The organism is Pseudomonas fluorescens, assembly GCF_000968015.1.
Classification (GTDB): Bacteria; Pseudomonadota; Gammaproteobacteria; order Pseudomonadales; family Pseudomonadaceae; genus Aquipseudomonas; species Aquipseudomonas fluorescens_W.
In genome coordinates this window covers 1-14,794 of the sequence record NZ_LACH01000012.1, presented here as the reverse complement: position 1 = coordinate 14,794, position 14,794 = coordinate 1, and the positions used below count along the sequence as shown (strand labels likewise).

The following is a 14,794-nucleotide window of genomic DNA, read 5'->3' as shown; positions in this document are numbered from 1 at the left end:
GGTGAAATCCATGGATCTAGCTCTATAGCCCGTCTGTATACCGCAAACCCTATGGCTTGTCTTGCCACGGGGATGCGCTACCATGGCCCTCCCTTTTTTTGTTGCCTGCCACCATGCACTGTCCCTTCTGCGGTGCCAACGACACCAAGGTCATCGACTCGCGTCTGGTCGCCGAGGGCGAACAGGTGCGCCGCCGGCGCGAATGCCTGGCCTGCGGCGAGCGTTTCACGACGTTCGAGACGGCCGAACTGGTGTTGCCACGCCTGATCAAAACCGACGGCAGCCGCCAGCCGTTCGACGAAGAAAAACTCCGCGCCGGCATGCAGCGTGCGCTGGAGAAGCGCCCGGTGAGTGTCGAGCGCCTGGAATCGTCGTTGGTGCACATCAAACACAAACTGCGCGCCACCGGTGAGCGAGAGGTTAAATCCCTTGTCGTCGGTGAACTGGTGATGGCCGAGCTGCAAAAGCTCGACGAAGTCGCCTACATTCGTTTCGCCTCCGTGTATCGGCGCTTCCAGGACCTCAACGAGTTCCGCGAAGAGATCGATCGCCTGGCCCGTGAGCCGGTGAAAGAATGACCACGTCCCCAGAGCAAGCCATCCTCGACGCCCATTACATGGCCCGTGCCCTGGAACTGGCGCGCAAAGGTCATTACACGACACACCCCAACCCTCGGGTTGGCTGCGTGATCGTGCGTGACGGGCAAATTGTCGGCGAAGGCTGGCACGTGCGCACCGGCGAACCCCACGCCGAAGTCCACGCCCTGCGCGCCGCCGGCGATAAGGCTCGAGGTGCCACCGCTTACGTGACCCTCGAACCTTGCAGCCACCACGGACGTACGCCGCCTTGTGCGGATGCGCTGGTACATGCAGGTGTGGCTCGGGTCGTCGCGGCGATGCAAGACCCGAACCCGTCGGTTGCCGGTCGTGGCATGCAGCGCCTGGACCAGGCCGGCATCGCTACCGAAAGCGGCGTGCTGGAAGGCGAAGCGCGCAAGCTCAACGAAGGTTTCCTCAAGCGCATGGAGCACGGTTTGCCGTTCGTGCGGGTCAAGTTGGCCATGAGCCTCGACGGTCGCACGGCGATGGAAAGCGGCGAAAGCCAATGGATCACCGGTCCTGCGGCGCGTTCTGCGGTACAGCGTCTGCGCGCCCAGGCCAGCGTAGTGCTGACCGGCGCCGACACGGTGCTGGCGGATAATGCCCGTTTGACCGTGCGTGCCGATGAGTTGGGCCTGGACCCTGAGCAAACGGCCCTGGCCATGAGCCGTCCGCCGCTGCGTGTGTTGATCGACGGTCGTCTGCGGGTGCCGCTGGATGCACCGTTCTTCAAGGCTGGCCCGGCGCTGGTCGCCACGTGCATGGCGATCGAGGAACAATACGCCAATGGTCCGGAATGCCTGATCGTGGCGGGTGAGGATGGCTTGGTCGACCTGCGCAAACTGCTGGTCGAACTGGCTAATCGCGGGGTCAACGAAGTGTTGGTCGAAGCGGGGCCGCGTCTGGCCGGGGCTTTCGCTCAGCAAGGGCTGGTGGACGAGTTTCAGATTTTCATCGCCGGCAAGTTTTTAGGTTCGTCTGCGCGTCCGTTGCTGGATTGGCCGCTCGCGCAAATGAAGGATGCGCCTGAACTCAAAATCACCGAAATTCGCGCGGTTGGCGATGACTGGCGAGTCATCGCCATTCCTTCGCCAGCGGCGAGCGTATAATTCCGGGCCTGCGCCACGCGACGGCCCTGTTCTCGAGGAGGACTCCATGTTTACCGGCATCATCGAATCCATCGGCAGTATTCGTGCATTGACCCCAAAAGGCGGAGATGTGCGGGTGCACGTAGAAACCGGCAAGCTCGATCTGAGCGACGTCAAACTGGGCGACAGCATCGCGGTCAACGGCGTGTGCCTGACGGCGGTTGAGTTACCAGGCAACGGCTTTGCGGCGGACGTCAGCCGCGAAACCCTCGACTGCACCGCGATGAACGACCTCAAAAGCGGCAGCCCGGTGAACCTGGAAAAAGCCCTGACCCCGACCACTCGCCTCGGCGGGCATCTGGTCAGCGGCCACGTCGATGGCGTGGGTGAAGTGGTTGCCCGTACCGAGAATGCTCGCGCTGTGGAGTTCCGCATCCGCGCTCCCAAAGAGCTGGCCAAGTACATCGCCCATAAAGGCTCGATCACTGTCGACGGCACCAGCCTGACCGTGAACGCGGTCGATGGCGCCGAGTTCCTGCTGACGATCATTCCGCACACCCTGAGCGAAACCATCATGGCGTCTTACCAGCCAGGTCGCCGGGTGAATCTTGAAGTTGACTTGCTGGCACGTTATCTGGAGCGCCTGTTACTAGGCGATAAGGCCGCAGAGCCAACGTCCAGTAACATCACCGAAAGCTTTCTGGCCGCCAACGGCTACCTCAAATCCTGACCCAAGGGGGTGCCTTGTGGCGCTCAATAGCATCGAAGAACTGGTTGAAGACATCCGCCAAGGCAAGATGGTCATCCTCATGGATGACGAAGACCGCGAGAACGAAGGCGACCTGATCATGGCCGCCGAGTGCTGCCAGCCAGAACACATCAACTTCATGGCCAAGCACGCCCGTGGCCTGATCTGCATGCCGATGAGCCGCGAGCGCTGCGAACTGCTGAAGCTGCCTCTGATGGCGCCGCGTAACGGCTCCGGTTTCGGCACCAAGTTCACCGTGTCCATCGAAGCGGCCACCGGCGTGACCACCGGCATCTCTGCCGCCGACCGTGCGCGTACCGTGCAGGCCGCTGCCGCAAAAGACGCCAAGGCTGAAGACATCGTCAGCCCCGGCCACATCTTCCCGCTGATGGCCCAAGCCGGCGGCACCCTCGCTCGCGCCGGCCATACCGAAGCGGCGTGCGACCTGGCGCGCATGGCCGGTTTCGAGCCGAGCGGCGTGATCTGCGAAGTGATGAACGACGACGGCACCATGTCCCGCCGCGCGGAACTGGAAGCGTTTGCTGCCGAACACAACATCAAGATCGGCACCATCGCCGACCTGATTCACTATCGGATGATCCACGAACGTACCGTTCAGCGGATTGCCGAGCAGCCGCTGGACAGCGAACTGGGCCAATTCAACCTGGTGACCTATCGTGATTCCGTGGAAGGCGACGTGCACATGGCCCTGACTCTGGGCACCGTGTGCGCCGAAGAGCCGACCCTGGTTCGGGTGCACAACATGGACCCGCTGCGCGACCTGTTGATGGTCAAGCAGCCTGGCCGCTGGAGCCTGCGCGCCGCGATGGCCGCGGTTGCCGAGGCTGGCAGCGGTGTCGTGCTGTTGCTCGGTCACCCGCTCGATGGCGACGTGTTGCTGGCGCATATCCGCGAAACCGCGGAGCACGTACCGGCGAAAAAACCGACCACCTACAGCATCGTCGGTGCCGGTTCGCAGATCCTTCGGGACCTGGGCGTGCGCAAAATGCGCCTGATGAGTGCGCCAATGAAATTTAATGCGATATCCGGTTTCGATCTGGAAGTTGTAGAATACGTGCCCTCCGAATAATGACCCGGAGATTCGTATTGTTGGCGTAGATCCATTGTGGCGAGGGGATTTATCCCCGTTGGACTGCGTAGCAGTCCCAAAACAGGGGCCGCTGCGCAGCCCAACGGGGATAAATCCCCTCGCCACAGGGTGTAATCAAGCAGCAATGCGGTTTTTTCCGGTCATGTGTTCGTGGCTAATATCACTGAGGGATGCGTACGAGACGCGTCCCGGCTCTTTAAGAGATCTAACGAATGACCCTGAAGACCATCGAAGGTACCTTCATCGCCCCTAAAGGCCGCTACGCTTTGGTAGTAGGCCGTTTCAACAGCTTCGTCGTTGAAAGTCTGGTCAGCGGTGCAGTTGATGCCCTGGTTCGCCACGGCGTGAGCGAAAGCGACATCACCATCATCCGCGCACCTGGCGCCTTCGAAATTCCGCTGGTTGCGCAGAAAGTCGCTCAGAAGGGCGAATACGCGGCAATCATCGCCCTGGGCGCGGTCATTCGTGGCGGTACTCCGCACTTCGAATACGTGGCGGGCGAATGCACCAAGGGCCTGGCCCAGGTGTCCATGGAGTTCGGCGTTCCAGTCGCATTTGGCGTGCTGACCGTTGATTCCATCGAGCAAGCCATCGAACGTTCCGGCACCAAGGCCGGTAACAAAGGTGCTGAAGCTGCCCTGTCCGCTCTGGAAATGGTCAGCCTGCTGGCGCAGTTGGAGGCCAAGTGATTAGCGACGAAAGCGATCGTTTCAACCCGCGCGATCCAAAGCCTGCGGATGCCGGCAAGCCATCGAAAAGCGTCAAGCGTCGCGAAGCCCGTCAGCTCGCGACTCAGGCGCTGTACCAATGGCACATGGCCAAGCAATCTTTGAACGAGATCGAAGCGCAGTTTCGGGTCGATAACGATTTCAGCGATGTCGATGCCGCTTACTTTCACGACATCCTGCACGGCGTTCCGGCTCACAAGCCTGAGATCGACGCTGCACTGACGCCGTGCCTGGACATCACTATCGAAGAGCTGGACCCGGTTGAACTGGCCGTTCTGCGTCTGTCGACCTGGGAACTGCTCAAGCGCGTCGACGTGCCGTACCGCGTTGTGATCAACGAAGGTATCGAGCTGGCGAAAGTCTTCGGTTCCACCGACGGCCACAAGTTCGTCAACGGTGTACTCGACAAGCTGGCCCCGCGTCTGCGTGAAGCTGAAGTGAAGGCGTTCAAGCGCTAATCGGCGCTTGCAGTGTCCTGTCTCGCCGATACGTTCGTTTTTTAGCGAGTGGCTGGTGTTGCCAGACAAGGCGCCGCGACGAGTCATAGCGGGCTATGGCGAGGAGCGGCAACGCAGTATGGCGACACCAGACGCCGCTAAAAAATGAACAGTATTGGTGAGACAGGACACCCAATGGGCGAGTTTGAGCTGATCCGCAATTTCTTCGCCGCCGCGCCTTGTGCGCAGGGCGGCGAAGGCGTTGCCCTTGGGATCGGCGATGACTGCGCCTTGCTGGCTGTTCCCCCCGGGGAACAGTTGGCCATTTCCACCGACACACTGGTTGCCGGTGTGCATTTCGCAGATCCTTGCGACCCGTTTCTGCTCGGTCAGCGTTCGCTGGCCGTGGCTGTTAGCGATCTGGCTGCCATGGGCGCCACTCCCGTTGCCTTTACCCTTGCCCTGACCTTGCCGACGGTGACCGCCGATTGGCTGGACGCCTTTGCCCGTGGTTTGAACCTCATGGCGCAAAGCTGCGGTGTGGCGTTGGTGGGCGGTGATACCACCCGTGGGCCGTTGAGCCTGACCATGACCGTGTTCGGTCGTGTGCCGGCCGGCAAGGCGTTGACCCGCAGCGGTGCGCAGCCAGGCGACTTGCTGTGCGTTGGCGGTGAACTTGGCAACGCGGCGGGGGCATTGCCGCTGGTACTCGGCCAGCGGACGGCTGAAGCCGCCATCGCCGATCCGCTGCTGGCGCATTACTGGTCGCCGCAGCCGCAACTCGCCTTGGGCCAGGCGCTGCGCGGTAAAGCCACCTCGGCGATGGACATCTCCGACGGCCTGCTCGCGGACTGCGGGCATATCGCCCTCGCGTCGAAGGTCGGCATTCAGGTTCAACGGGACACGCTGCCATTGTCGAAGGCTTTAGTGGCCTTCCTCGGTCAATCGGGTGCAGAAGTCGCGGCCCTGAGCGGCGGTGATGATTACGTACTGGCCTTTACCTTGCCGTCCGTCGAGTTGCCGAAATTGGTGGCCGATGGCTGGCCGATCCACGTGGTCGGCCGTGTTGTGACGGGGCAGGGCGTGGTGCTGCTGGACGCAGGCGGACAAGACATCACCCCGCAAACCCGGGGCTATCAACATTTTCGGGAGACACCGTGACAGATCATCCCAAACAGGTCCCGGCGGAATTCGTACCGCCCTCGGTCTGGCGCAATCCGTGGCATTTCCTGGCGTTCGGCTTCGGTTCGGGCACCTTGCCAAAAGCACCAGGCACCTGGGGCTCGTTAGTTGCGCTACCCTTTATCCCGTTGTGGCAGATGCTGCCCGACTGGGGCTACTGGCTGATGCTCGGCATCACCATGCTGTTTGGCTTCTGGCTGTGCGGCAAGGTCGCCGACGATTTGCGGGTACACGACCACGAAGGCATCGTCTGGGATGAAATGGTCGGGATGTGGATCACCTTGTGGCTGGTGCCAGAAGGTTGGTACTGGTTGCTGGCGGGGTTTTTGATGTTCCGCTTCTTCGACATCCTCAAGCCGTGGCCGATTCGCTGGATCGACCGGCATGTGCATGGCGGTGTCGGGATCATGCTCGATGACGTATTGGCCGGGGTGTTTGCGTGGTTGGCGATGCAGGGGCTGGTATGGATTTTTGCCTGACGGGCAAAACAGAGGACTAGGGATGGCTCGACGCTGGTTGGCTCTGATGATTTTCGCGATGTTTTGCTCACTCGCCCAGGCGGGTGACGAGACGCCGCCGTCGGTGATTCATCTGGCCAGCGAAGACTGGGAAGACTACACCGCCGCCGATGGCCACGGTCTGGGCTGGGACGTGTTGCGGGAAGTCTTCGAACCGGCGGGGGTTAAACTGGACATCCGCAGCGAACCCTACGTTCGCTCCATGGGCCTGGCCCAGCGCGGTGAAGTGGATGCCTGCGTCGGCTCCTATCTTGATGAGTCCAGCGATCTGCTCTATCCGCGCTGGAACTTCGATACCGATCACATCTATGCCCTAGGCCTGGCCAGCAACCCCGCGCCGACCCCGGAAACCCTGGGCAACTATCGACTGGCCTGGGTCCGCGGCTACGACTTTCAGGACTACCTGCCCAACATACGCCGCTATAACGAAGTCATGCGGCGTACCGGGATCTTGTCGATGTTGACCCACAACCGCGCCGACTTTTACATCGACGCGCTGACCGAGGTCGACTACGTCCTCAAGTGGGCCAAGGATCCGACGCAGTTCCGTCGCACCCACATCGCGGAATTGCCGCTGTATATGTGCTTTGCCAAGACCCCCAGGGCTCGCACCCTGATGGCGCTGTTCGATCAACGCATGGAGCAACTGGTGAAAAACGGCCAGCTGAAACCGATCTTCGAGCGTTGGAAACAACCCTATCCGTTCGACTCGAACTGACCACAAATCCTGTGGTTGGAGACGATCCCATGTGGGAGCGAGCTTGCTCGCGATAGCGGATTGTCAGTCACATCTGTATTAGCTGACCGTCCGCCATCGCGAGCAAGCTCGCTCCCACAGGGGGCTGGGTCGGGCCAGATATCTAACTTTTTGATTGTTATGCCCCATAATTCAGCCTAAGCGTCTGTCGGAACGTGCTGTTACAATGCCGCGTCTGCGAATCTCCAGTACTTATTGATCAGGAGCACACCGGTGCCTGTCGTTTTTGTCGCCGCTTCCAAGCTGCCAACGCCTTTTGCGCAATTCACCATGCACGGCTTTCTCGATGAAGAAAACGGGCGCGAGCACGTTGTGCTGAGCCTGGGTGAGTTCGTCGACGGTGCCCCGGTACTCGGCCGGTTGCACTCCGAATGCCTGACTGGCGATGCCTTGTTCAGCCAGCGTTGCGACTGCGGCTCGCAACTCGAGGCCGCCTTGCAGGCCATCGCCCGTGAAGGCCGTGGCGTGTTGCTCTACTTGCGTCAAGAAGGCCGTGGCATTGGCCTGCTGAACAAGATCCGCGCCTATGAATTGCAGGATGGCGGCGCCGATACTGTTGAAGCCAACGAGCGTTTGGGCTTTGCCGCCGACCAGCGCGACTACGCCATGTGCCTGCCGATGCTGGAGCACTTGGGCGTGAAATCCCTGCGTTTGATGACCAACAACCCACGCAAGGTCAAAGCCTTGACCGACATGGGTATCGTCGTCGCCGAGCGCGTGCCGCTGCACACCGGCCATAACCCGCATAACAAACTCTACCTGGCCACCAAGGCCAGCAAGCTCGACCATATGATGGGCAACGAGCATCAGGGTGAGGCTGACCGGGCGTGACCCGCGGTCAGGTTCGGCGGCGACTGTCCGTCAGTTGGTGGCAATACCTGGCGCTGGCCTTGGTGCCGCTGTTTGTGATCAACGGCGTGTTTGGTCAGAGCGAGGCGATCCTGCCGGTGCTGGCGATGCCGCTGTTCATCGCCGGTGTGGCGTCGATGTTTGTTAGCCTGAAATTCTTTGGCGGCTACAAACACGCGTTGATCGCCACTCAACAAGCCCTCGACACCCCTGAAGAACCTGCTGCCTGGATCGCTCTGGCGGCCAAGCGTCGCACGGCGTTCCTGGCTGCCGGCCTGCCGGCGTGGATCGGCGCGCTAGCGGTATTCGTCGGTCTCGAAGCCGTGCCGTTGATGCTGCTGGCGCTGTCGACCCTGGTGCTGTTCTACCTCTATCGTATTCCGCGTCAACTCGGCTGATGCGGCCCGTCTGGCTGGCGGTTTTGCTGCTGGCCGTCAGTGGCCCGGCGGCTGCGGTCGAACGCGTTGTCAGCCTCGCGCCATCGCTCTCTGAAATCGTTGTTGAGCTGGGTTCAGCCGACCTGCTGGTGGGTGTACTGGATGCCGGTGAGCGTCCTGCCGAGCTCAAAGACCTGCCTTCGGTTGGCCGCTACGGTCAGTTGGACATGGAGCGATTGCTCAGTCTCAAACCCGATCTGTTGTTGCTCTGGCCCGGCAGCGTTGGCCCGGCCCAGCGTGAACAGCTCAAGCGGTTGAACATCCCGACCTACGTTGCCGAACCCCACAACCTCGAACAACTCACGTCGCAGATTGAGGCGATTGCCGCACAGCTCGGCCGTCCGGAGCGTGGCGTTTCATTGGCTGAAAAGTTGCGTCAGCGGCTGGATTCTCTGCGCCAGCGGTATCGTCGGGATGTGCCCTTGCGGGTGTTTTATCAGGTCTGGGATCGGCCGCTGTACACCGTTGGCGGCGGGCAGATCATCAGCGATGCGCTTGAAGTGTGCGGAGCGCGCAATGTGTTTGCCGACCTGACCCTGCCGGCGCCGCAGGTCAGTATTGAGGCGGTATTGCAGCGTAATCCGGAAGTGATTCTGGCCAGCGATCAGGCGCAACTCGATGCGTGGAAAGCCTGGCCGCAGGTTGCCGCAGTGGCGCAGGGGCAATTGCTGTTGGTGACGGATAAAGGGCTGGAACGGCCGAGCGGGCAGATGATCGAAGCGACGGCCAAGCTTTGCCAAGTCATCGCGCCGGACCGCTGAGACCGAGGTGCCTGCATCGCGAGCAAGCTCGCTCCCACAGGGGTTTTGTGTCGTTCACAAATCCAGTGTGGGAGCGAGCTTGCTCGCGATGAGGCCAGTCCAAACACCACAAATCAGGTCAGAGAGCCGGCGTCCACGTCACCCCAAACATCCACGCCCGACCTTCCTCGCGATATCCATGCTGACTGCCGTCATGGCTGTACAGCGCCCGGCTGTAACCCTTGTCCAGCAGGTTATCGACCTTCAGCTCAAGCTTGATCTCACGATTCAATTCCCAGCTGCTGCGCAACCCCAGCAACGCATACCCGCCCAACGGCTGCTGATTGTTCTCATCGTCGTAGCTGCTGCTCACAGCCTGCCAGCTGGCGCCGAGCCCTAGCCGGCCGAACTGCCGATCCAGATCCAGGCTCAAGGTCCGCCGCGCACGGCGAGCCAGGGTGTGGCCGCTGTCGCGATCGCGCGGGTCGATGATCGCCACGCCGAGGTTGCTCTGCCATCCGAACAGTTCCTGTTTCAGTGCCGCCTCGAACCCGTTGATCCTCGCCGATGCCACGTTCTGCGGCCGTGAGTTGCTACCGAAAATAATCGCGTCTTCCAGGTCCGTCCGGTACAGAGAAGCTTCAAGGCGAGCGGTGTCGGTCAGTTGACTGCGCCATTGCAACTCATAGCTTTTCGACGTCTCGGGTTTCAGATCCGGATTACTGAAGTCGGGGTAATACAGATCATTGAACGTCGGCGCGCGGAAACCTTCGCTGTAGGTCAGCAGCACATCGTTGTCCGGATTCAGCGGCAGGGTGAAGGTGCCGCTCCAGCTGTTCTGGCCGCCGAACTGCTGGTTCTGATCCCGGCGCAGGCCCAGTTCGGTGGAGAAGCTGTCCGCCTGGTAATGATGCTGAATGAACGCCGCACGGTTCCAGCGGCTGTCCTCGTCGAATGGTGTGCTGCTGTTGATCCGGTCTTCGTACCAGTCGCCGCCGAGAATCAGGCCGTTGCGCTCGTCGAGGGTCAGGTCGTTCTGCCAGTTCACCGAGTCGCGATACGTGTTGAACACACTGCGTTCGTCACTGAGCTTGTCCAAAGTCTTTTCGCGGTTTTCGCTATGGCCGAACTCGATGCGGGTTTTCCACAGGTCACTGATACGCGCATCGACGTAACTGCTGACGCTGCTCACCGCGAAGTCGCTGTAGGGCTGCTGCTGGACTGACTCCAACGTGTCCATGTCGAAGCGGCCGAACGGATTGTCGAACTCACTTTTGCCACGGTTATCCAGCAGGTTGGCGCCGATTTCGAGGTCATCGGTGAGGGCGTGACTCAGGCTCAAACTCAGCGATTTGTTGCGGTATTCGTCATGATCGCCATCGCTGGGATAGGACTCGCGGGTGCGATTGATTCCGGCGGTTTCATCAAGGCTGGCGCCGAGATTGAATCGCGTCTGCTCGTCGCCACCGGACAGCCCGAGGCTGCGTTCCCAGTTCTGGTTGCTGCCAAAGCCCACGTGCATTCGCGGTTGCAGGCCTTGTTCTTCGCCACGGCGAGTGAAGATCTGGATCACCCCGCCAATCGCATCGCTGCCATAAATCACCGAGCGGGAACCGCGCAGCACTTCCACGCGCTCGACCTGTTCGATGTTGATGTGTTGCAGGTTGCTGTCGCCCGAGGTGGAGTTGCCGATGCGCTGGCCGTCGACCAGCACCAGGCTTTGGGCCGACTTGGTGCCACGAATGTAAATCCCCGGCAGGCTGCCGCGCCCGCCGGTTTGCCCGACCTGCACACCCGGCACACGACGCAGCAAGTCAGTGACACTGCTCGGTTGCAGACGATCGATGTCTTCGCGGGTGAACACGGTGTTGGCGGCGCTGCTGTCATTGCGCGCTTCGACCTGACGGTTGGCGCTGATCAGCACGTCGGGAAGCTTCAGGGCCTGATCGCGTTCGAAGGTGTCGGCCAGCAGTTGGCCGGCCGGCAGCAGGGTCAGCGTCAGGGCGAGGCGGGAGAGTTTCACGGGCAGTCCATTAACTTGGGAGCGAAATACATTTTTGAAAGGCATGAAAACCAATGTGGGAGCGAGCTTGCTCGCGATGGCGGTGTGTCAGTCAACGAATAGGTCGACTGTCAGACCGCTATCGCGAGCAAGCTCGCTCCCACAGGGTTTTGTATGTGTCTTTAGAGGTTCAGCAGTTGCAGACGCTCACGAACCGAAGCTTCGATCCCGGCCTCATCCAGCCCGCACTCGGCCAGCATTTGCGCAGGTTTGGCGTGCTCGACGTAACTGTCCGGCAAGCCCAGGTGCAGCACCGACTTGAGGATGTTTTCGCGGGCGAGAAACTCGCTGACGGCGCCACCGGCACCGCCCATGATCGCGTTCTCTTCGATGGTCACCAGCAGCTCGTGGCTGCCGGCGATGTCGCGAACCAGTGCTTCATCGAGCGGCTTGACGAAACGCATGTCGACCACGGTGGCATCCAGCGTCTCGGCGACTTTCAGCGCCTCGGCCAGTTGCACGCCGAACACCAGCAGGGCGACTTTGCTGCCCTGGCGACGAACCACACCCTTGCCGATTTCGATTGGTTCGAGGTTTTTCTCGATCGTCGCGTTCGGGCCAGAGCCGCGCGGATAACGCACTGCCGCCGGGCCGTTGAACAGGTGGCCGGTGGTGAGCATTTTGCGCAGTTCGTTTTCGTCGCTCGGGGTCATCACCAGCATGCCGGGGATGCAGCGCAGGAACGACAGGTCGAAGCTGCCCGCGTGAGTCGGGCCGTCTTCGCCCACCAGACCCGCGCGGTCGATGGCGAACAGCACGTCGAGGTTTTGCACCGCTACGTCATGAATCAACTGATCGTAGCCACGTTGCAGGAACGTCGAATAGATCGCCACCACCGGTTTCGCGCCTTCGCAGGCCATGCCGGCAGCGAGGGTCACGGCGTGTTGTTCGGCAATCGCCACATCGAAATAGCGCAGCGGGAAACGCTCGCTGAAGGCCACCAGGTCGGAGCCTTCTTTCATCGCCGGGGTAATGCCCACCAAACGCGGATCAGACGCGGCCATGTCGCATAGCCACTCACCGAACACACCGGAATATTTCGGTCCGCCAGCTTTCTTCGGTGCGGCGGCCGGAGCGTCCAGTGGTTCGAGTTTGGTGATCGCGTGGTAACCGATCGGGTCGACTTCTGCCGGGGCGAAGCCTTTGCCTTTCTTTGTGACGACGTGCAGGAACTGCGGGCCTTTGAGATCGCGCATGTTGCGCAGGGTGGCGATCAGGGTCGGCAGGTCGTGGCCATCGATCGGGCCGATGTAGTTCCAGCCCAGCTCTTCGAACAGCGTGCCGGGAACCAGCATACCTTTTGCGTATTCTTCGGTACGACGGGCGATTTCCCAAGCACCGGGCAGGCGCGACAGGACCTTTTTGCTGCCTTCGCGCATGCTCGCGTAAGTGCGGCTGGAAAGGATTTTCGCCAGGTAGTTCGACAGCCCGCCGACGTTGCGCGAGATCGACATGTCGTTGTCGTTGAGGATCACCAGCATGTTGGCGTCCACTTCCGGCGCATGGTTCAGCGCCTCGAAGGCCATGCCTGCGGTCAGTGCGCCATCGCCGATCACGGCGATCGCCTTGCGATCACTGTTTTGCAGGCGGGCGGCAATGGCCATGCCCAGCGCTGCGCTGATCGAGGTGCTGGAGTGGCCGACACCAAAGGTGTCGTACTCGCTCTCGGAACGACGCGGGAAGGCTGCGACGCCGTCCTTCTGGCGCAGGGTGCTCATGCGCTCGCGACGGCCGGTGAGGATTTTGTGCGGATAGGCCTGATGACCCACGTCCCATACCAGCCGGTCGTCCGGGGTGTCGAAGACGTAATGCAGCGCGATGGTCAGCTCGATGACGCCCAGGCCGGCACCGAAATGCCCGCCGGTCTGACCGACCGTGTAGAGCAATTCCAGGCGCAACTCATCGGCCAGGGTTTCCAGCTCGGCTTCGCCTAACCGGCGCAGGCCGTCCGGCGTGTTGGCACGGTCGAGCAGGGGCGTGGTCGGGCGCTTGCGGGGAATCTCATGAAACGTCGTGGGCATCAGGCGAATCGTTATAGGTATAAAAGATGCGGCAGTTTACCTGATGCATCGCCCCCTGCCCACGCGTTGGTATTTTTTGGCGTATACGCCGTCAGCTGCGCCGATCGACGATATAACGGGCCAGATCGCGCAACGGCTCGGCCGCCGCGTCAAACGGTCGCAGCGCATGCAGGGCTTGATCGCGCAGTTCCAGGGCGTAGGCCTTGGCAGCATCGAGACCGAGCAGGGCCGGGTAGGTTGGCTTGTCGCGTGCGATGTCGGCGCCCTGGCGTTTGCCGAGGGTTTCGGTATCGCTTTCGACGTCGAGAATGTCGTCCTGCACCTGGAACGCCAGGCCAATGGCCTGTGCATAAGTCTGCAAAGACTTCAGTTCGTCTTTTTCGGCGCGACCACTGGCGAGGGCGCCGAGTTTGACGCTGACCTCGATCAGCGCGCCGGTCTTGTGCCGGTGCATGTATTCGAGGGCTTTTTGATCGAGTTTCAGACCGACCGAACCGAGGTCGATGGCTTGACCGCCGACCATGCCTGCCGGGCCCGCGGCCAATGCGAGAGCACTGACCATTTGCAGGCGGAGGTGATCGGAGGTGAGAGCAGCGTCAGAGTTGCTCAGGCGCGGGTCCAGCAGGGCGCTGAAGGCCAGGCTCTGCAAACCGTCACCGGCCAGAATCGCGCAGGCTTCATCGAATTTTTTGTGAGTGGTCGGCTGGCCGCGACGCAGATCGTCGTCGTCCATGGCCGGCAAATCGTCATGCACCAGGGAATAAGCGTGAATCAGCTCCACCGCGCAAGCTGCGCCGTTGGCTTGCTCAGCCTTGCCGCCCAGCGCTTCGCACGCGGCGTAGGCCAGCAGCGGGCGGACCCGTTTGCCGCCATTCATCACGCTGTAGCGCATGGCCTCGTAAAGACGCGCGAGCTCAGGGCTCGGCGCGTTGAACAGGGTTTCCAGTGCTGCGTTGACGCGGGCCTGGCTGGTCGCCGAATACGCTGCAATCATTCTGGTTGATCCGCGTCGAAGGGTTCCTCGGCTAGCTCGCCATCGCGCTCGAGCAGCACCTGAACCTTTTGCTCGGCCTGGGCCAGCGCCGCCTGGCAATCGCGGGTCAGACCGATGCCTTGCTCGAAAGCCGTCAGCGAGTCTTCCAGCGACAATTCGCCGTTCTCCAGACGCTCCACCAGCGTTTGCAGGTCAGCGAGAGATTGTTCGAAATCCAGTGCAGCTTTTTTGCGGGCCATGGCGGCTATTTCCGGTTGACGTTAAACCGGCGCGACACTAGCAGACATGGGGGTTATGGGCAAATGAGGGCGGCATTTCAGCCACTGCTTTCAGCCGCAACACACGCTATGTAGCAGCTGGCGAAGCCTGCGTCCGGCTGCGCAGCAGTCGCCAATCCTGCGTGCACGGTATGCCTGATGTACCGCGAGTTCTGTTTTTACGACTGCTGCGCAGCCGAACGCAGGCTTAGCCAGCTGCTACAGGGTATGTGTGCTCCTGCAACTGCTTAACTGACTGGCATTAG

16 protein-coding genes are annotated in these 14,794 nt (G+C 61.3%); 12 read left to right on the top strand and 4 right to left on the bottom strand.

What is annotated here, in order from left to right:
• Nucleotides 1–113 precede the first annotated feature (113 nt).
• The 12 genes from nrdR (at nucleotide 114) to VD17_RS06710 (ending at nucleotide 9,215) form a co-directional block, all read left to right on the top strand.
• Nucleotides 114–578, top strand: coding sequence for a transcriptional regulator NrdR (gene nrdR, locus VD17_RS06765; RefSeq protein ID WP_003228656.1), 465 nt, complete (start codon nucleotides 114–116; stop codon nucleotides 576–578).
• Nucleotides 575–1,708, top strand: a complete 1,134-nt coding sequence (gene ribD, locus VD17_RS06760) for a bifunctional diaminohydroxyphosphoribosylaminopyrimidine deaminase/5-amino-6-(5-phosphoribosylamino)uracil reductase RibD (RefSeq protein WP_046053226.1) — start codon at nucleotides 575–577, stop codon at nucleotides 1,706–1,708. The genes nrdR and ribD overlap by 4 nt, the downstream gene beginning before the upstream one ends.
• 46 nt (nucleotides 1,709–1,754) lie before the next feature.
• Complete coding sequence (locus VD17_RS06755; protein WP_008033746.1) at nucleotides 1,755–2,417, top strand: riboflavin synthase; 663 nt, start codon at nucleotides 1,755–1,757, stop codon at nucleotides 2,415–2,417.
• A 16-nt stretch (nucleotides 2,418–2,433) separates the two neighbouring features.
• Nucleotides 2,434–3,525 (top strand): bifunctional 3,4-dihydroxy-2-butanone-4-phosphate synthase/GTP cyclohydrolase II, encoded by a 1,092-nt coding sequence (gene ribBA / locus VD17_RS06750; protein ID WP_033059428.1) that lies wholly within the window; start codon nucleotides 2,434–2,436, stop codon nucleotides 3,523–3,525.
• A 233-nt stretch (nucleotides 3,526–3,758) separates the two neighbouring features.
• The gene (gene ribH / locus VD17_RS06745) at nucleotides 3,759–4,235 is read left to right on the top strand and encodes a 6,7-dimethyl-8-ribityllumazine synthase (RefSeq protein WP_003185938.1); all 477 of its coding nucleotides are present in this window, start codon (nucleotides 3,759–3,761) and stop codon (nucleotides 4,233–4,235) included.
• Entirely contained in the window at nucleotides 4,232–4,732 is a 501-nt protein-coding gene (gene nusB / locus VD17_RS06740) for a transcription antitermination factor NusB (RefSeq protein ID WP_008153530.1), read from the top strand. The genes ribH and nusB overlap by 4 nt, the downstream gene beginning before the upstream one ends.
• A 174-nt stretch (nucleotides 4,733–4,906) precedes the next feature.
• Nucleotides 4,907–5,872, top strand: a complete 966-nt coding sequence (gene thiL / locus VD17_RS06735; protein ID WP_046053225.1) for a thiamine-phosphate kinase — start codon at nucleotides 4,907–4,909, stop codon at nucleotides 5,870–5,872.
• The gene (locus tag VD17_RS06730) at nucleotides 5,869–6,372 is read left to right on the top strand and encodes a phosphatidylglycerophosphatase A family protein (RefSeq protein ID WP_003228639.1); all 504 of its coding nucleotides are present in this window, start codon (nucleotides 5,869–5,871) and stop codon (nucleotides 6,370–6,372) included. The genes thiL and VD17_RS06730 overlap by 4 nt, the downstream gene beginning before the upstream one ends.
• Before the next feature lie 22 nt (nucleotides 6,373–6,394).
• The gene (locus tag VD17_RS06725) at nucleotides 6,395–7,129 is read left to right on the top strand and encodes a substrate-binding periplasmic protein (RefSeq protein WP_046053224.1); all 735 of its coding nucleotides are present in this window, start codon (nucleotides 6,395–6,397) and stop codon (nucleotides 7,127–7,129) included.
• Between the two features lie 252 nt (nucleotides 7,130–7,381).
• Nucleotides 7,382–7,999: a GTP cyclohydrolase II gene (ribA, locus tag VD17_RS06720; RefSeq protein WP_033059420.1), complete on the top strand. Its 618-nt coding sequence runs from the start codon at nucleotides 7,382–7,384 to the stop codon at nucleotides 7,997–7,999.
• Nucleotides 7,996–8,415 (top strand): hypothetical protein, encoded by a 420-nt coding sequence (locus tag VD17_RS06715; RefSeq protein WP_046053223.1) that lies wholly within the window; start codon nucleotides 7,996–7,998, stop codon nucleotides 8,413–8,415. The genes ribA and VD17_RS06715 overlap by 4 nt, the downstream gene beginning before the upstream one ends.
• A complete protein-coding gene (locus VD17_RS06710) occupies nucleotides 8,415–9,215 on the top strand; it encodes a cobalamin-binding protein (protein ID WP_046053222.1) in 801 nt (266 codons plus the stop codon). The genes VD17_RS06715 and VD17_RS06710 overlap by 1 nt, the downstream gene beginning before the upstream one ends.
• Before the next feature lie 118 nt (nucleotides 9,216–9,333).
• Here VD17_RS06710 and VD17_RS06705 read toward each other — a convergent pair whose 3' ends face one another.
• The 4 genes from VD17_RS06705 to VD17_RS06690 all read right to left on the bottom strand — a co-directional run bounded on the left by VD17_RS06705 (nucleotide 9,334) and on the right by VD17_RS06690 (nucleotide 14,510).
• On the bottom strand, nucleotides 9,334–11,217 hold the full coding sequence (locus VD17_RS06705; protein ID WP_046053221.1) for a TonB-dependent receptor domain-containing protein: 1,884 nt from the start codon (nucleotides 11,215–11,217) through the stop codon (nucleotides 9,334–9,336).
• 161 nt (nucleotides 11,218–11,378) lie between these two features.
• Nucleotides 11,379–13,277: a 1-deoxy-D-xylulose-5-phosphate synthase gene (gene dxs / locus VD17_RS06700; RefSeq protein ID WP_046053220.1), complete on the bottom strand. Its 1,899-nt coding sequence runs from the start codon at nucleotides 13,275–13,277 to the stop codon at nucleotides 11,379–11,381.
• Nucleotides 13,278–13,368: 91 nt separating this feature from the next.
• A complete protein-coding gene (locus tag VD17_RS06695) occupies nucleotides 13,369–14,271 on the bottom strand; it encodes a polyprenyl synthetase family protein (protein ID WP_046053219.1) in 903 nt (300 codons plus the stop codon).
• The gene (locus tag VD17_RS06690; RefSeq protein ID WP_007894317.1) at nucleotides 14,268–14,510 is read right to left on the bottom strand and encodes an exodeoxyribonuclease VII small subunit; all 243 of its coding nucleotides are present in this window, start codon (nucleotides 14,508–14,510) and stop codon (nucleotides 14,268–14,270) included. Before VD17_RS06690 ends, VD17_RS06695 begins: the two co-directional genes overlap by 4 nt.
• Between the last annotated feature and the right edge of the window lie 284 nt (nucleotides 14,511–14,794).